At 66.8% G+C, this 17004-nt stretch carries 16 protein-coding genes; 11 read left to right on the top strand and 5 right to left on the bottom strand.

Going from position 1 to position 17004, the window contains the following annotated elements; all coding sequences use genetic code 11:
- Nucleotides 1–151: 151 nt before the first annotated feature.
- The 4 genes from OSC30_RS12410 to pdhA all read right to left on the bottom strand — a co-directional run bounded on the left by OSC30_RS12410 (nucleotide 152) and on the right by pdhA (nucleotide 4272).
- On the bottom strand, nucleotides 152–535 hold the full coding sequence (locus OSC30_RS12410; RefSeq protein ID WP_267172174.1) for a VOC family protein: 384 nt from the start codon (nucleotides 533–535) through the stop codon (nucleotides 152–154).
- A 150-nt stretch (nucleotides 536–685) separates the two neighbouring features.
- Nucleotides 686–2059: a dihydrolipoamide acetyltransferase family protein gene (locus tag OSC30_RS12405; protein WP_267172173.1), complete on the bottom strand. Its 1374-nt coding sequence runs from the start codon at nucleotides 2057–2059 to the stop codon at nucleotides 686–688.
- Nucleotides 2060–2201: 142 nt separating this feature from the next.
- Nucleotides 2202–3182 (bottom strand): alpha-ketoacid dehydrogenase subunit beta, encoded by a 981-nt coding sequence (locus tag OSC30_RS12400; protein WP_267172172.1) that lies wholly within the window; start codon nucleotides 3180–3182, stop codon nucleotides 2202–2204.
- Nucleotides 3183–3186: 4 nt separating this feature from the next.
- On the bottom strand, nucleotides 3187–4272 hold the full coding sequence (pdhA, locus tag OSC30_RS12395) for a pyruvate dehydrogenase (acetyl-transferring) E1 component subunit alpha (protein ID WP_267172171.1): 1086 nt from the start codon (nucleotides 4270–4272) through the stop codon (nucleotides 3187–3189).
- A gap of 279 nt (nucleotides 4273–4551) precedes the next feature.
- Here pdhA and OSC30_RS12390 point away from each other — a divergent pair, with 279 nt between their 5' ends.
- The 3 genes from OSC30_RS12390 to OSC30_RS12380 all read left to right on the top strand — a co-directional run bounded on the left by OSC30_RS12390 (nucleotide 4552) and on the right by OSC30_RS12380 (nucleotide 9147).
- Nucleotides 4552–5394: a tryptophan 2,3-dioxygenase gene (locus OSC30_RS12390; RefSeq protein ID WP_267172170.1), complete on the top strand. Its 843-nt coding sequence runs from the start codon at nucleotides 4552–4554 to the stop codon at nucleotides 5392–5394.
- 159 nt (nucleotides 5395–5553) lie between these two features.
- Entirely contained in the window at nucleotides 5554–7056 is a 1503-nt protein-coding gene (locus OSC30_RS12385; RefSeq protein WP_267172169.1) for a peptide MFS transporter, read from the top strand.
- Between the two features lie 36 nt (nucleotides 7057–7092).
- A complete protein-coding gene (locus OSC30_RS12380; RefSeq protein ID WP_267172168.1) occupies nucleotides 7093–9147 on the top strand; it encodes an FG-GAP repeat domain-containing protein in 2055 nt (684 codons plus the stop codon).
- Nucleotides 9148–9208: 61 nt separating this feature from the next.
- Here the strand turns inward: OSC30_RS12380 and OSC30_RS12375 are convergent, their stop codons facing one another.
- Nucleotides 9209–9685 (bottom strand): MarR family winged helix-turn-helix transcriptional regulator, encoded by a 477-nt coding sequence (locus OSC30_RS12375; protein WP_267172167.1) that lies wholly within the window; start codon nucleotides 9683–9685, stop codon nucleotides 9209–9211.
- A 137-nt stretch (nucleotides 9686–9822) separates the two neighbouring features.
- Between OSC30_RS12375 and hppD the strand changes: the two genes are divergently transcribed.
- From hppD to OSC30_RS12335, 8 genes are all read left to right on the top strand, one after another.
- Entirely contained in the window at nucleotides 9823–10917 is a 1095-nt protein-coding gene (gene hppD / locus OSC30_RS12370; protein WP_267172166.1) for a 4-hydroxyphenylpyruvate dioxygenase, read from the top strand.
- On the top strand, nucleotides 10914–11159 hold the full coding sequence (locus OSC30_RS12365) for a DUF559 domain-containing protein (protein ID WP_267172165.1): 246 nt from the start codon (nucleotides 10914–10916) through the stop codon (nucleotides 11157–11159). Before hppD ends, OSC30_RS12365 begins: the two co-directional genes overlap by 4 nt.
- Complete coding sequence (gene hmgA / locus OSC30_RS12360) at nucleotides 11156–12478, top strand: homogentisate 1,2-dioxygenase (RefSeq protein ID WP_267172164.1); 1323 nt, start codon at nucleotides 11156–11158, stop codon at nucleotides 12476–12478. The genes OSC30_RS12365 and hmgA overlap by 4 nt, the downstream gene beginning before the upstream one ends.
- Nucleotides 12475–13071, top strand: coding sequence for a lectin (locus OSC30_RS12355; RefSeq protein WP_267172163.1), 597 nt, complete (start codon nucleotides 12475–12477; stop codon nucleotides 13069–13071). The genes hmgA and OSC30_RS12355 overlap by 4 nt, the downstream gene beginning before the upstream one ends.
- A gap of 82 nt (nucleotides 13072–13153) precedes the next feature.
- Nucleotides 13154–14140: a fumarylacetoacetate hydrolase family protein gene (locus tag OSC30_RS12350; protein ID WP_267172162.1), complete on the top strand. Its 987-nt coding sequence runs from the start codon at nucleotides 13154–13156 to the stop codon at nucleotides 14138–14140.
- Nucleotides 14137–14445 carry a hypothetical protein gene (locus OSC30_RS12345; RefSeq protein WP_267172161.1) on the top strand — a complete coding sequence of 103 codons (309 nt, stop codon included), beginning with the start codon at nucleotides 14137–14139 and terminating at the stop codon, nucleotides 14443–14445. The genes OSC30_RS12350 and OSC30_RS12345 overlap by 4 nt, the downstream gene beginning before the upstream one ends.
- Before the next feature lie 191 nt (nucleotides 14446–14636).
- A complete protein-coding gene (gene hemN / locus OSC30_RS12340) occupies nucleotides 14637–16037 on the top strand; it encodes an oxygen-independent coproporphyrinogen III oxidase (RefSeq protein WP_267172160.1) in 1401 nt (466 codons plus the stop codon).
- A 23-nt stretch (nucleotides 16038–16060) separates the two neighbouring features.
- A complete protein-coding gene (locus OSC30_RS12335; RefSeq protein ID WP_267172159.1) occupies nucleotides 16061–16822 on the top strand; it encodes a helix-turn-helix domain-containing protein in 762 nt (253 codons plus the stop codon).
- Nucleotides 16823–17004 lie beyond the last annotated feature (182 nt).

The raw sequence follows: 17004 nt of genomic DNA, 5'->3' as shown, positions 1-17004 counted from the left end.
GTAGCCATTCGAGGGCGTCCCGATGCGCGTGATCGTCAGCGCTTCCCCCGCCGCCCCCGATAGCCCCGATAGTCATTACGCCAACGAAGAAATAAACGATATTCGATGATATCAGCAGTTCATTCCGCGGCCGTCGACACCGCGAAGGCCGCTAATCCCAGCGGTTGATGTGCGGCCCGAAACGCTCGCGCTGTTTTTGCACTACGCAGAAGCGATGGCCGGTGGGCGCTTGCATCACCCACCAACGCTCGCGCACGAAGGCGATGGCGCGGGCGCCCAGCGACTCCAGCCGGGCCACTTCGGCTTCCAGGTCGTCGGTCTCGATGTCCAGATGCACGCGGCTCTCATGCTCGACCTTCTGCAGCAGAATGATCGGCTCGTCATCGGCCGTGGCGAGCGCGGCGTAACAACCGTCGCCGTCCTGGTCGGCGTCCTCGACCGGCTTGCCCAGCGTAGCGCTCCAGAACCGGATGGCCGGTTCCAGGTCGTCGAGCTGGCAGTCGAGCACGATGGTGCTGAGGCGGCTGTGGTGCATGGGGACCTCCGTCAGTACGGAAGGCCAAGGGTGCGCCCGGGGGCGTGAAAAGAAAACGGAGCGCCCGGGGCGCTCCGCTTTTCTCGGGTCGGGCGGCAAGCGCCCCAGCCCTTTCCCGGCGGACCGGGGAAGAGCACGCAACCCCCTGCGTTATTGCGGCAGCGCCAGATCGTCCAGCAGCGCCTTGAGGAAGCGCGCCGCTTCGCCGCCGGTGGCGGCGCGGTGGTCGAAGGTGAGGCTGATCGGCATGCGGCGGTGGACCTCGATGCCGCCCATCACCGCCACCACGTCGTGGCTGAGCTTGCCGGCGCCGATGATGGCGACGCATGGCGGCACGACCACCGGGGTGGCATAGCGGCCGGCGAACATGCCGAAGTTCGACAGGCTGATGGTGTAGCCGGACAGTTCCGACGACGGGATGCTGCGGTCTTCCACCTGCGAGCGCAGGCGCTTGATCGCGGCACGCACGCCGGCGCCGTCGAGTACGTCGGCATTGCGCAGAGCAGGCACGAACAGGCCGTCGTCGGTGTCCACCGCGATACCGATGTCGACGTGGCCGTGCATGGTGCGGGTGAGGTTCTTGCCGTCGAACCAGGCGTTGAGCGCCGGCACCGCCTTGCAGGCGGCCACGATGGCGCGGATCAGGCGCGCGGTGATGTCCTGCTTGCCCAGCCAGGCGTGCAGGTCGGCGTCGTCGACCAGCGTGGTCGGCACGACCTGTGCGTGGGCATCGGACATCACGCGGGCCATGTTGCGGCGCACGCCCTTGAGCTGCTCGGGCTGGCCGGTGGCCGGCTGCGACGGCGGGGCCGTGCGCACGGGCTTGCCGGCGAGCGAGACCGGGCCGCGCTGCGGCTCCGGCTGCGGCAGCTCGGGCGCCAGGTGGCGACCTGCCGAAGCGGGTACGGCGCGCGCGCCGAGCGGGGCGCTGCCGTTGGCGGCGGCGTCCTTGACGTCCTTCATGGTGACCACGCCATCGGCGCCGGTCGGGCGCACCTTGGCCAGGTCCACCTTGAGCTTCTTCGCCAGCGCGCGCACGGCGGGCACCGCCTTGACGCCGCCGACGGTGGCGACCTGCTCCACGTGCACGTGGTTGCCGCTGACCATGGCGCCGACCACGGTGCCTTCGTCTTCACGGTCCTTGCCGCCGGTCTGCACTTCGCCGCCTTCGTCGGAGGCGACCACCTTGCCGCCGTCGTCCGGTGCCGGGCTGCCGACACCCTTCTTCGGGCCATGGTGGTGGCCGGTGGATTCGGCCTCGGCGCGCTGCTTGGCGTTGGGGTCGGGCTCGAAGTCGGCCAGCGCGGCGCCGGTCTCGATCACGTCGCCGGCGGCGCCGTAGAGCTTGGTCACCTTGCCGGTGTAGGGCGAAGGCACCTCGACCACCGCCTTGGCGGTTTCCATCGAGGCCAGCGGGGCGTCGAGCTTGATCGTGTCGCCGACCTTCACGTGCCATTCGACGACGGTCGCGTCGGGGAGGCCTTCGCCGAGGTCGGGCAGGTAGAACGTCTTGATGTCAGCCATGGGCGGAGTTCCAAAGTGGGGGTTTTGGCTCCCTCCCCTGCTTGCAGGGGAGGGTTGGGGAGGGGTGCTCTTGATCTGGGGCTCCAAGTCAAAAGCCACCCCCTCCCGACCTCCCCCTGCAAGCAGGGGGAGGAGCAGAGCGTCAGCTGGCCGCCAGCGTGCGCTTGGCCGCCTCGACCACGCGCTCGGTGCTGGGCAGGTATTTCATTTCCAGGCGGAACAGCGGGATGTGCGTGTCGAAGCCGGTCACGCGCTCGACCGGCGCAAGCAGGTCGAACATGCATTCCTCGGCCAGGCGCGCGGCGATCTCGGCACCGAAACCGGCGGTCTTGGGTGCCTCGTGCACGATCACGCAGCGGCCGGTCTTGGCCACCGACTCGGCGATCGTGTCGAAGTCCAGCGGCGTCAGCGTGGCGACGTCGATCACTTCGGCGCTGATGCCCTCGGCGGCCAGCGCGTCGGCCGCTTCCAGCGTCTCCTTCACCTGCGCGCCCCAGGTCACCAGGGTCACGTCGGTGCCGTCGCGCAGCACGAAGCACACGTCCAGCGGCAGTGCCTCGCCATCGTCCGGCACCTCTTCCTTGTACTGGCGGTAGATGCGCTTGGGTTCGAAGAACATCACCGGATCCGGATCGCGGATCGCCGCCAGCAACAGGCCGTAGGCGCGCGCCGGCGAGGAGGGCAGCACCACGCGCAGGCCGGGGATGTTGGTGAACAGGTGTTCGTTCGCCTCGGAGTGATGCTCCGGCGCACGGATGCCGCCGCCCCACGGTGCGCGGAACACCGCCGGCACGGTGATGCGGCCGCGGGTGCGGTTGCGCAGGCGCGCGGCGTGGCAGGCGATCTGCTCCATCATCGGGTAGATGAAGCCTTCGAACTGCGCCTCGGCGATCGGCTTCATGCCCTGCGCGGCCAGGCCGACGGTGACGCCGGCGATGGTGGTCTCGTCCAGCGGCGTGTCGAGCACGCGCAGCTCGCCGAACTTCTCCTGCAGGCCCTGGGTGGCGCGGAACACGCCGCCGTTGACGCCCACGTCCTCGCCCAGCACCACGACCGATTCGTCGTGCGCCATCTCGTAGGCCAGTGCCTGGGTGACTGCTTCGATAAGGGTGATCTGTGCCATGACGTCAGTGAGCCTTGTTCTCGAGCGAGAGCGCGAGATCGCGCTGCTTTTCCAGGTCGGCGGGGATTTCGGCGAAGGTGTAGTCGAACATCGCGGTGACCGGCTGGGTCTTGGTCTCGAGGTAGGCGTTGACCTCGTTGTCCATCCAGTCGTCGCACTCGGCCTTCCAGGCTTCTTCCTTCTTGTCGTCCCACATCTTCTTGGCGACCAGCCAGTTCTTCAGGCGGATCATCGGGTCTTTCGCCCAGGCGTCCTTGACCTCCTGCTCGCCGCGGTAGCGACGGGCATCGTCGGCGGTGGTGTGGTCGCCCAGGCGGTAGGTGACCGCCTCGATGACACTGCCGCCCTCGCCGTTGCGGGCGCGCTCGAGCGCGTCTTCCATGGCCTTGCGCACGGCGATGATGTCGTTGCCGTCGACCTGGATGCAGTACAGGCCGGCGGCGATGCCCTTCTGCGCCAGCGTCGGCGCGCCGGACTGGATCTTGCGCGGCACCGAGATCGCCCACTGGTTGTTCACGATGACGGCGACCATCGGCAGGTTCTGCGCGCCGGCGATGTTGATGGCGCCGTAGAAGTCGCCCTTGGACGAGCCGCCATCGCCGATCGTGCACACCGCCACGCGCTTCTCGCCGCGGATCTTGAACGCCAGCGCGGAGCCGGCCGCGTGCAGGCATTGCGTGGCGATCGGCACCGACCAGGCGAAGTCGTGCCGCGCAGGCTCGTTCTGGTAATCGTTGCCGCGCTCGTCGCCGCCCCAGTACATGTACACCTCGCGCGGCTGCACGCCACGGTAGAGCTGCGCGCCGTATTCGCGGTAGCTGGGCGCCAGCACGTCCTCGGGCTTCATGGCGCTGCCGATGCCGACGTGCGCGGCCTCGTGGCCGAGGCAGGAGGCATAGGTGCCGAGCTTGCCGGTGCGCTGCAGCGCGATCGACTTGGCGTCGAACACGCGGGTGGAAAGCATCAGCTTGTAGAGCTCGACCATCTGGTCGAGGTCCTGCGCGAAGGCAGGCAGGTCATCACGCACCTGCTTGCCCTCGGCGTCGAGGTATTGCAGGTACTCGATTTCAAATTTGGCGGCGATGGACACGACTCGCTCCCATAGATGGGGTGGGTGATTTCTTGCGGGGGGAGGCGGCGGCCCTTCCAGTGGGGCCCGGCACGCACTTTTCGTCCCGGAAAGACCGCGTTTGATAGCAGGCGGGCATGTTGCGCTGCAAGGTACGGTGCAACATGCGCGGGCGTGTGGAGGCCTTGTGATGGCCGGCGGGCCGGCTCCGGCACACCATTCTTGCCCTGGATCAGGACCGCCTGCGTCGCCGGCCCATTACCATGGGCGCTCGATCCTGCAGCAGCGGATGCACCTCCCATGGCGGACAACCAGCGCGACCTCGAAACCGGCATCGAGAAGGACCTCGACGGCAAGTTGACCTACGGCGGTTACCTGCAGCTGGGCACCCTGTTGTCCGCGCAGCGTCCGCTCACCGGCCAGCACGACGAAATGCTGTTTATCGTGCAGCACCACGTGTCCGAACTGTGGATGAAGCTGGTCATCCATGAGCTCAAGGCGGCGATCGTGCATTTGCGCCAGGACGACGTCGACGCCTGTCTGAAGGTGCTCGCCCGCGTCAAGCAGGTGCAGCGCCAGCTGTTCGAGCAGTGGGCGGTGCTGGAGACGCTCACCCCGGCCGAGTACCTGGAGTTCCGCGACAACCTGGGCCCCTCGTCGGGCTTCCAGTCGCTGCAGTACCGCATGATCGAATTTCTACTCGGCAACAAGCACGCCGACATGCTCACCGTGTTCGCCCACGACCCGGAGGCACAGGCGCAGCTGCGCGCGGTGCTGGGGGCGCCCAGCCTGTACGACGAGTTCCTGCGCTACCTCGCGCGCCGCGGCCACGCCGTGCCGGCGGAACTCATCGAGCGTGACTGGACGCAGCCGTACCGGCGCCATGCCGACCTGTTGCCGGTGCTCAAGCGCATCTACGAAGAGCGCGCCGGCTTCTGGCCGGAATATTACCTGTGCGAGCAGCTGGTCGACGTGGAAGAAAGTTTCCAGTTGTGGCGCTTCCGCCACATGAAGACGGTCGAGCGCATCATCGGCCATCGCCGCGGCACCGGCGGCTCGTCCGGCGTGTCGTTCCTGAAGAAGGCGCTGGAACTGGAATTCTTCCCCGAACTGCTCGACGTGCGCACGGTGCTGGGGACGTAACCGCCTCTCCTGTGGGTGCGCACCTGGGCGCGACCGAGGGATGGCAGTCGCGCCAGGTGCGCTCCTACAGGTGTCCGCGCCATTGACGTGGCGCCCTTGCGCCGGTTACACGTCCCCGGTGGCGCGCGCTGAGCGTGCCCTCCACGCCTAGGGGAACCCATGACCGACACCGCCACGCCGGCCGCCGCGCCCGACTACCCGCAACTGCTCGGCCACCCGCGTCCGCTGTGGATGCTGTTCATGACCGAGTTCTGGGAGCGCTTCGCCTTCTACAGCGTGAGCTGGGCGCTGGTGCTCTACATCGTGGCGCAGTTCTACCAGGGCGACGCGGCCGGGCAGGGCTGGGCCTCGGGCGTGTTCGGCGCGTACACCGCGCTGATCTACGCCGCTTCGATCTTCGGCGGTTACGTGGCCGACCGGGTGATCGGCTACCAGCGCTCGATTTTGCTCGGCGCCGCGGTGATGGCCGCCGGTCTGTTCACCCTGCTGGTGCCGAGCAAGCCGCTGCTGATGCTGGGGCTGGCGCTAGTGGTGGTGGGCGACGGTCTGTTCAAGCCGAACATTTCCTCCATGGTCGGCCAGCTGTACGGCACGGACGATCCGCGCCGCGACCGCGGTTTCACCCTGTTCTACATGGGCATCAACGCCGGCGCGCTGGTCGCGCCGCTGCTCACCGGGTGGATGGCCGCGCACTTCACCGACACGCCGATGCAGCAGAACTACCGCGTGGTATTCGGCGCCGCCGGCGTCGGCATGCTGCTCAGCCTGCTGTGGTTCTGGTTCGGCCGGCGCACGCTGAAGAACGTGGGGCGGCCGCTGCCGGGCATGGAAAGCCGTGTGCGCGTGGCCTGGGTGCTGGTGGGCGTGGCGGTGGCGGTGCCGCTGGTGTACATGCTGCTGGCGTGGGTCGGCGCGGCGGGCCTGCAATGGCTGCTCGGATTGTTGTTCATCGGCGTGGCGACGATGTTGATCGTCGAGGCGCTGCGGCACGACCGCGTGCAGCTGGACCGGGTGATCGCGATGCTGATCATCTTCGTCTTCAGCGTGCTGTTCTGGACGTTCTACTTCCAATTCGGCACCTCGCTCAACTTCCTGGCCGAGAACTGGGTCGACCGCACCATGTTCGGCGGTTGGGTATTCCCGGTCGGCTGGTTCCAGTCGGTCACGCCGCTGGCGATCCTGGTGTTCGCACCGCTGGTCACGCTGGTGTGGGCCGCGCTGGCGCGCCGCAAGGCGGAGCCTTCGATCCCGCGCAAGTTCGGTTTCGGCCTGATCTTCAACGGGCTGGGCTTCGCGGTGCTGGTGTACGCGCTCAAGGAACTGCTGGGGCCGGCCGGGCTGATCCCGTTCTGGCCGCTGGTGCTGTGCTACGTGATGCAGACCCTGGGCGAGCTGAGCCTGTCGCCCATCGGCCTGTCGATGGTCACCAAGCTGGCGCCGCCGCGACTGGTCGGCGTGGCAATGGGCGGCTGGTTCCTGTCGCTCGCCGGCGGCGGTGATTTCTCCGGCCTGGTAGCCAGCTGGATCAGCGGCGATACCGGCATGACGGTCGCCTCGGCGCTGTCGGGCTTCACTTTCAGCTTCGCGGTGCTGATCGGCTCGGGCGTGTTGTTGCTGCTGATCGCGCCGCTGATCAACAAGTTGATGCATGGCATAAAGTAATTTGGCTGATACGGCCACGGGGCCACGGGGGAGAGCATGTCAAATAACAAGGCAAGCCGGCGCCTGCGGGTGCTGGCATGTATCGTGGCAGTGATGTTTTCCGATGCGGCAATCTGCGCCTCGCCCCATTACAGCCTGGTCGGGAGCATGCCTGCCTGGGGTTCCGGCGGGCTCGCCAATCCGCTGGATATCGCCTACACCGACGGGTATATCTATGGAATGGCGTCCGGCGATTACTTCGAACAGGCCGGTGTCTTCTCAATGTCGTTACAGGGTGACTTCACCAAGCTGCATGAGTTCGATTGGGGTGATGGAATGCCCTACGACGACTTCTTTTATGAAGCGTACAGCGACCTTGTACGCCTGAAGGACGGTTCATTATTCGGGACGACCACGGCGAGCGCCTTTACGGTTTCCGGCAGTGAGGGTTTCAAACGGGTACATACCTACCCAGATATGGGTACCTACGGCTCGTGGACCAGCCCCCACAATCTGGTAGTCGACCGTGACGGAAACGTCTTCGGCATCGCCAACGCCCCTTCAGGACCGACATTAGTCGCGATCGATCCGCAGGGCGACACTCGGGTGATCTACGATTTTCGGAATGATGTCGGTGATTGGCCGGTGGAACACCTGGTCGCCGGCCTTTCCGGCGAATTCTACGTGACGGTACTCAGGCAAGAAGGAGAGGTCATCCTCAAAATCAAGGATGGCGTATGCACCGTCCTGCGCGTTCTTTCCGATGACTACGAAGGAGGCCAACTGAGCGCTTTGGTCATCGATGGGGGCGGCAATCTGGTTGGAAGCACGTTGTCGGGCGGTCCAGGGTTTGGCTACCACTACGGCACCTTGTTCCGGCTTGCGGCGGACGGCACTTCTTCGATCATCCACGAGTTCGACGGTCTTGTTATCAAAAACGGGGATCAACCCAGCGACCTGCTGATCGGCGCGGACGGAAGCATTTACGGCATCAACGATTTAAACGGAAGCGATGTCCGCTATGGGACTGGTGTGATATTCAGGGTGGCCCCTAACGGGCGGTATAGCGTGCTCCATACCATGGAACCGGATCCGGATCGCAGCACCGCCGCACCCGTTCTCACCAACCTGATCCAGGGAGCGCCAAGGACAATCTACGGGATCAGTCTTTACTCTGGACCCAACGGAACTGGCGCGATCTTCAAGTTGGTGGTCCCCATCCAGGACGATGTCACCGGTAAGGGCGTCTCCTCGCTGATTTTCACAGGTCCGGGCATTCTCTCCATCGGCTCGGCCAGCGGTACTGCCACCGACTTGGCCATCACCGCCGGTTACTACCCGGCGGCGGTGGCGGATTTCAACGGCGATGGCATCGCCGACATCCTCTGGACTAGCCCGCGTCATGACCTCTACGTCTGGTCGGGCGGCCCGAACGGCTTCACCTCGAAATTCGCAGGGACCTACCCAGCCGGTTGGACGGTCGCCGGCGCGGGCGATTTCGATGCTGATGGCAGGGACGACCTGGCGTGGGTGCACAAGTCGACGCACCAGTTCGCCTATTGGCTGATGAACGGTGCCACCCGCACCGGCTACAAGGTCATCCGCTACACGGCCGGCTATTACCCGGTCACCGTGGGCGACTTCGACGCTGACGGGCGGGCGGATGTCCTGTGGTCGAGCGATCGCCACGATCTGTACACCTGGATCTCGCGCGGACAGGGCTTCGTCTCGAAGTTCGTCGCGAACTTCCCGGCGACCTGGAAGATCGTCGGCCGCGGCGACCTCGATGGCGACGGCAGCGCTGACCTGGTGTGGATGACCGACGACGATGCGGAGTGGGGCTATTGGCTGATGAACGGCGGAGCGGCCCGCGCCATCAAGAGCTTTGGCGTACCAGCGGCCGTCAGTGGCTCCCGGGTGGCGACAGTAGCCGATTACGACGGGGATGGCGTGGCCGATGTCCTGTGGTCCGATGGGCACGCACTCACGCTCTGGGAAAACCGGGGCGGATGCCTGGATGTACCCGGATGCGCCTTTAGCCAAAGCGTGCCGTCGATGACGCTGTCCACCGGTCAATCGGTTTTCAATTCCGGCCTTCCCGCAACGCGGTAATTCAGAAGGTCTTGCCACCGGTGACAAGCGGGAGTGCCCCGCTCGGCCGCTGGCGGGGCGGTTACCCCATCAACCGGTCGAGGATGCGCTCCAGCCAGGTGCGCTCCTCGGCCGTGAGTCTGGCCAGCACTTCCCGCTCGCGCGCCCTCGCCATCGGTGCCACCTGATCGTGGATCGCCCAGCCGGCCTCGCTGAGATTGAGCACCGAGCGGCGCTTGTCGCCGTCGTGGATCGCGCGGTCCACGCGGCCGGCCTCGACCAGTCGCGCCAGCGCGCGGCTGACTGCGACCTTGTCCATCGCCGTGCGCTCGGCCACTTCGCGCGCGGATAGCCCGTCGAAGCGCCCCAGCACGGCCATCACCCGCCACTCGGTCACCGACAGGTCGAAGCGGCGCTGATAGTCGTCGGCGATCGCCTGGCTGATGGTGTTGGACAGGATCGACAGCCGATAGGGCAGGAAGTGCTCCAGCTCCAGCGGGGCATGCTCCAGTGAGGCATGTTCGGCCGGGGACCGGGCGGGTTGGCGCTTGGCTGGCACGGCAGCGCGGTTCCTTGCAAATGGTTTCATATGTAACTATAACGGAGATCTAGCCGAATTCTTCGTGGTCCCCGCGCATCCTTTGCCGGCGTGGCCGCGTTGCCAGCTTACGTCTTCCGCCATTCCAGGAGAGCGCCATGAACGCCCAACCGAACCTCGGCATGCAGGTCACCACGTTCGAGAACCCGATGGGTATCGACGGCTTCGAGTTCGTCGAGTTCGCCGCACCGGCCGGCCGCGGGCAGGAGCTGCACGAGCTGTTCCGCAAGATGGGTTTCACCGCGGTGCTCAGGCACAAGAGCCGCGCGATCACCGTCTACCGCCAGAACGGCGTCAACTTCCTGGTCAACGAGGACCCGGATTCCTTCGCCGCCGACTTCGCCGCCAAGCACGGTCCCAGCGCCTGCGGCTTCGCCATCCGCTTCAAGATGCCCTCGGACGAGGTATGCACGAAGGTGCTGGCCAACGGTGGCGAGGCGGTCGAGCACAAGGCGGCCAGCAAGGCGGTCAATGCGCCGGTGGTCAAGGGCATCGGCGACTGCATGCTGTACCTGGTCGACCGTTACGGCGCCAAGGGCGACGTGTACGACGGCGACTATGCACCGGTCGAGGGCGCCGATCAGAACCCCAGAGGCTTCGGGCTGACCTTCATCGACCACCTCACGCACAACCTCTACTTCGGCAACATGCAGAAGTGGTCGGACTACTACGAACGGCTGTTCAACTTCCGCGAGATCCGCTACTTCGACATCAAGGGTGCCAAGACCGGCCTGGTGTCCAAGGCGATGACCGCGCCCGATGGCATCGTGCGCATCCCGCTCAACGAGTCCAACGACCCGAAGAGCCAGATCAACGAGTACCTCGATGCCTACCACGGCGAGGGCATCCAGCACATCGCCTGCTTCACCGACGACATCTACGCGACGGTCGAGGCGATGCGCGAGCAGGGCGTCGAGTTCCTCGATACCCCGGACACCTACTTCGACGTGATCGACATGCGCGTGCCCAACCACGGCGAGGATGTGGAACGCCTGCGCAAGAACAAGATCCTGATCGACGCCGATGCGGAAACCAAGCAGCGCAAGCTGCTGCAGATCTTCACCCAGAACAACATCGGGCCAATCTTCTTCGAGATCATCCAGCGCAAGGGCAACGAAGGGTTCGGCGAGGGCAACTTCCAGGCGTTGTTCGAGTCGATCGAGCGGGATCAGATGAAGCGCGGGGTGCTTTGACGCTTTTGAGCCCCTCTCCCTCCGGGAGAGAACTCGACGGCTCGCAGCACGACGATCATACGAATCGGACGCGCACGCGCTTTCTCGGGGCCAAGGACCTGAAGGTACGGCGCTTCTGGGATAACGAAGTACTGCAGCAGATGGACGCGGTGCTCGAGGTGATCCTCCGCACCGCGCACGACCGGACCCTCACCCCAACCCCTCTCCCGGAGGGAGAGGGGCTCAAGAGCGAAAAGCGATGAGCACCATGCAATCGAGCGGATACCAATCCGGCTTCGGCAACGAATTCGCCACCGAGGCGATCCCCGGCACCCTTCCCGAGGGCCAGAACTCGCCCCAGCGCGTGGCGCACGGCCTCTACGCCGAGCAGCTCTCCGGCACCGCCTTCACCGCCCCACGGCACGTCAACCGCCGCAGTTGGCTTTACCGCATCCGCCCGGCGGCCGTGCACGAGCCCTTCGAACCGCTGGCTCACGAGCGCTTCCACAACCGTTTCGACGAAGTCCCGGCCACGCCCAACCAGCTGCGCTGGGATCCGTTGCCGGGCGCCACGCAACCCACCGACTTTGTCGACGGCCTGGTGACCATCGCCGGCAACGGCGGCCCGGCGGAGCAGGCGGGCATCGGCATCCATCTGTACGCGGCCAACCGTTCGATGCAGGGCCGCTTCTTCTACGACGCCGACGGCGAGCTGTTGATCGTGGCGCAACAGGGCCGCTTGCGCATCGCCACGGAACTGGGCGTGCTCGAAGTCGAGCCGCAGGAAATCGCGGTGATCCCGCGCGGCGTGCGCTTCCGCGTCGAGCTGCCGGATATCGATGAGCGCGGGGGCGAGGCGCGCGGCTACGTCTGCGAGAACTTCGGTGCGCTGCTGCGCCTGCCCGATCTCGGGCCGATCGGTTCCAACTGCCTGGCCAATGCGCGCGATTTCCTCACGCCCTGCGCCGCCTACGAGGACGTCGAAGGCGACTTCCGTCTGGTTGCCAAATTCCAGGGCGCGCTGTGGGAGGCGAAAATCGACCACTCGCCGCTGGACGTGGTCGGCTGGCACGGCAACTACGCGCCCTACAAATACGACCTGCGCCGCTTCAACACCATCGGTTCGATCAGTTTCGACCATCCCGATCCGTCGATCTTCACCGTGCTGACCTCCGGCAGCGACACGCCCGGTACCGCCAACATGGATTTCGCCATCTTCCCGCCGCGTTGGCTGGTGGCGCAGCACACCTTCCGGCCGCCGTGGTTCCATCGCAACGTGGCCAGCGAGTTCATGGGTTTGATCACCGGCGTGTACGACGCCAAGGCCGAGGGTTTCGCGCCCGGCGGCGCGTCGCTGCACAACTGCATGAGCGGTCACGGGCCAGACGCGGCCACGTTCGAGAAGGCATCGAATGCCGATCTGTCGAAGGCCGACGTCATCGGCGGCACCATGGCCTTCATGTTCGAGACGCGCAAGGTCATCCGGCCCACGCGCCAGGCGCTGGAATCGCCGCAACTGCAGAAGAACTACTACGAGTGCTGGCAAGGCATCGCGCGGCACTTCGAGCCGGAGCGCAAATGATCAGGCCGGCGTGCCTGGCCGGCGTGCTGCTGCTTGCCGCCTGCAGCGGTGGCGAGCCGGGCGGCACCGCCACGGCACCGGCCGCCACGGCGGCAAGCGTGCCGGCCGTGGCAGGCAGCGTTGCACCGGCCGGGGCGCAAGCGGTGGCGACGCTGGCCCGCTACGACGGCTACGGCGACATGCGCTTCGGCATGGATGAACAAGCCTTCGCCCAGGCCTGGCAAGGCGAACTCGAGCGCCTGGGTCCGGCGGGCGAAGCGTGCTTCTACCAGACGCCCACGTGGGTCGACACGCCGTCGGACTTCGCCTTCATGTTCGAGGCGGGCCGTTTCGTGCGCTATGACGTCGGCACCACGAAGGAAACGGCCCCGGGCGGGGGCAAGGTCGGCATGAGCGCGGCGCAGATCCATGCGCTCTACGGCGCCCGGGTCAGCGAACTGCCGCACAAGTACGTGACCGGCGGCAAGGTACTGCGCGTGACCGGGCCGCGGGACGCAGGCGTGCTCGTGTTCGAAACCGACGCGCAGGGCAAGGTGACGCGCTGGCGCGCGGGGATACCGCCCCAGGTCGACTACGTGGAAGGCTGCGGTTGACCACCCGCCGCCTCCCGGCCATGAACCCACCCGCCGCTCGTGGCGGATTCTCCAGAACACCCTGTCTGCAACCGGAGTCCCAATGAAACTCGCTAGTCTCAAGGAAGGCGGCCGCGATGGCACGCTGATCGTGGTCAGCCGCGACCTCAAGCGCGCGGTCAAGGCCGCCGGCATCGCGCCGACGCTGCAGGCCGCGCTGGACGACTGGTCCAACGCCGCGCCGCGCCTCAACACGCTGTCGGACGAGCTGCATGCCGGCCGGGTGCCGGACGCGTTCGAGCTGGACATGGCCGCGCTGGCCTCGCCGCTGCCGCGCGCCTACGAGTTCGTCGACGGCTCGGCCTACCTGCCGCACGTCGAGCGCGTGCGCCGCGCGCGCGGCGCCACGGTGCCGGAAAGCTTCTACACCGACCCGCTGATGTACCAGGCCACCAGTGCCGGCTTCCTCGGACCGCGCGATCCGGTGGTGGTGCCCAGCGAGGACTACGGCATCGACCTGGAAGCCGAAGTGGTGGTGGTCACCGACGACGTGCCGATGGCCGCCACGCCGGCGCAGGCGTCGGTGCACATCCAGTTGATCGGCCTGGTCAACGATGTCTCGCTGCGCGGGCTGATCCCCGGCGAGCTGGCCAAGGGTTTCGGCTTCCTGCAGAGCAAGCCGCGCTCGGCGCTGTCGCCGGTGCTGGTCACGCCTGACGAACTGGGCGATGCGTGGAAGGACGACAAACTGCACCTGCCCATGCGCACCTGGCTCAACGGCCAGTGGTTCGGCGAGGCCGAGTGTGGCGTGGACATGCAGTTCAGCTTCGCCCAGCTGGTCGCGCACGTGGCCAGGACCCGCCCGCTGACCGCCGGCACCATCGTCGGCTCCGGCACCATCGCCAACGAAGACACCGGCAAGGGCGCCTCCTGCCTGGCCGAGCAGCGCACGGTGGAAACCCTGCGCGACGGCAAGCCCAGCACGCCGTTCCTGAAATTCGGCGACCGCCTGCGCATCGACGTCACCGACGCCCAGGGCGCCTCGATCTTCGGCGCCATCGAACAAACCATCACACCGATGAAGGCATGATCGACGCACCCAGGCGCACAGGCGCCTGGGTGGTCCCGGCCCGCCGGCCGTCGTTCACACAGGAGTCCCGCATGCCGCGTCCGTCATCCATCCTTGCCGCCGCCGTTGCCGCCCCGTTGCTTGGATTGGCGCTGTATGCCGCCGTACCGGCGCATGCGGCCGGACAGGCCACGGCGGTCCGGCCGAACAACCTGTGCGCGTCCTGCCATGGCGGCGGCAAGGTGGTTTCGCTGGATGCCGACGCGCTTGATGCGCGGGATATGTTGGCCGCGCGTACCTACCTGCAGGATGCGCCGCGGGGCTAGCTGCCTGGGCATCTTCCTCTGCGGGGGAGCAGGAGCGGCATACGTCCAGAACCCCCGTTTCCCGGGGAAAGCGCCGGTCGGCCGAACGGGGCAAGCTGCCCGGATCCGCCCGCGACCTTCTGTCCATCCGGACCCGCCCGTGCCTTGATCCGGATCAAGAGTCCCGTGGTGCGGGTCGCCACACTGGCGCCATGAGCCACATTCTCGCTGCCCCCGCCTTCGATCCGGCGCTGATCGCCCGCTACGACACCGCCGGCCCCCGCTACACCAGCTACCCGACCGCGCCGCAATTCAACGCGCGCTTCGGCGAGGCGACCCTGCGCGAGGCGGTCCGGCTGTCCAACGAGGAGCCGATTCCGCGCCCGCTGTCGCTGTACATGCACGTGCCTTTCTGCATGAGCCCGTGCTTCTACTGCGGCTGCAACCGCGTGATCACCCGCGAGATCGCCAAGGCCGACCGCTACCTGGAGCGGCTCTACCGCGAGATTGAGCTGACCGCGCCGCTGTTCGACCGCGACCGCCCCGTGCGGCAGCTGCACTTCGGCGGCGGCACGCCCAACTTTCTCGACCTGCCGCGCATGCGCGAGCTGATGGAGTCGCTGGCCCGGCACTTCAGCTTCAGCGGCGAGCGCGCGCGCGAGTTCGGCATCGAGATCGACCCGCGCTTCGCCGACGGCGAGTACGTGCGGGGCCTGGGCGAACTGGGCTTCAATCGCCTGTCGGTGGGCATCCAGGATTTCGACCCGGTGGTGCAGCAGGCGGTCAACCGTATCCAGAGCGTGGCCGAAACGCGCGAGGTGATCGAGGCCGGCCGCGCGGCGGGTTTCGCCTCGGCCAGCGTGGACCTGATCTACGGCCTGCCGAAGCAGAGCCTGGAAGGCTTCGACCGCACCCTCGCCGAGGTGATCGCGCTCGACCCCGACCGCGTCGCCGTGTACGGCTATGCGCACCTGCCGGACCTGTTCAAGGCGCAGAAGCAGATCGACGCCGCGGACCTGCCCGACCCGGCCACCCGCCTGGCCTTGTTCGGCCGCGCGCTGGAACGGCTCACCGCCGCCGGCTACGTCTACATCGGCATGGACCACTTCGCCCGCGCCGACGACGAGCTGGCCCGCGCCCAGCGCGAAGGCACCCTGCAACGCAACTTCCAGGGCTATTCCACCCACGGCGAGTGCGACATCGTCGGCCTGGGCGTGAGCGCCATCGGCCGCATCGGCGACACCTACAGCCAGAACGCGCGCGACCTTACGGGCTATTACGCCGCGCTGGACACCGGCCGCCTGCCGATCGCGCGCGGACTGCAACTGGACGAGGACGACCTGGTCCGGCGCACCCTGATTGGCGAGCTGATGTGCCACGGCGAGATCGACACGCGCCTGTTCGGCGCGCGCCACCGGCTGCTGTTCAATGAATACTTCGCCCCCGAGCTCGGCCGCTTGCGCGTGCTGGCCAACGACGGCCTGGTCACGCTGGACGGGCGCATGATCCGGGTCACTCCCCGCGGGCGGTTGTTGCTCCGTAGCATCGCCATGTGCTTCGATGCCTATCTGCATGCGAACGAAGCGCCAAAGCGCTTCTCGCGTACGATCTGACGTTGGGCCACAGGGTCTTGCTGATGCATTCCGAAAACCAGGCCGGTCGCCTGCCCGAGCCGCCCAGTCCGATCGCCGACGACGGCGACGAGACCCATTTCTGCCGCACCTGCGCTTTTGCCAGCGCGTGCCAGGCGGTGGGCTACGGCAAGCCAGAGCTGCGCGAGCTGCATTGCCTGGTCGAGCACGTCGGGCCATTCCGCGGGGGCGAGTACGTGTTCCGCACCGGCAACCCGTTCCGCGCGATCTTCGCGGTGCGCTCGGGCACGGTGAAGACCAGCATGGTCGACAAGGAAGGCCGCGAGCAGGTGCTGGGCTTCTACCTGCCCGGCGAGGTGATCGGGCTGAACGCGATCTATCCCGAGCATTTCCCGTGCGATGCGATCGCGCTGGAGACCTCGCATTTCTGTCGTTTCTCCTTCCCTGCGATGAGTGCGCTGGCTGCGCGCATGCCGGCAGTGCAGACGCACCTGTTCCGCCTGCTCAGCAAGGAGCTGGGTTCGGCCAGCCTGCTGGCGGGCGACCACAGCGCCGACGAGCGGATGGCCGCGTTCCTGACCGACCTTGGCCAGCGTTATGCGGTGCGCGGCTTTTCCGGCACGCAGTTCCAGCTCAGCATGTCGCGCGGCGACATCGCCAACTACCTGCGGCTGGCGGCCGAGACCGTCAGCCGGGTACTCAGCCGGTTCCGCAGCCAGGGGCTGATCCAGGTGGAGGGGCGCCAGTTGGAGATCCTTGATCCGGCTGGCTTGCGCCACATCGGCCGTAGCCTGCTGCCGGACTGAGCCCCACGCCTGCCAGGCCAAGCGCCACTGCGGCCACACTTCGACGCACCGCACGCCTTGTAGATACTCTGTTACCGGTCAACCCCTAGCGAGGTGGCAGGCGCTGAACAACTTGGTGGGATCGAAGGTCTCGCCGCGTTGCATGCAGGCCCACAGACCGGTGAGGTACTTGCGCATGACTG

The sequence above is a fragment of the Frateuria hangzhouensis genome, assembly GCF_026410505.1.
Taxonomy (GTDB): domain Bacteria; phylum Pseudomonadota; class Gammaproteobacteria; order Xanthomonadales; family Rhodanobacteraceae; genus Frateuria_A; species Frateuria_A hangzhouensis.
Note: the sequence above shows the minus strand (reverse complement) of the source record. Positions and strands in the feature narration are given on the sequence as shown.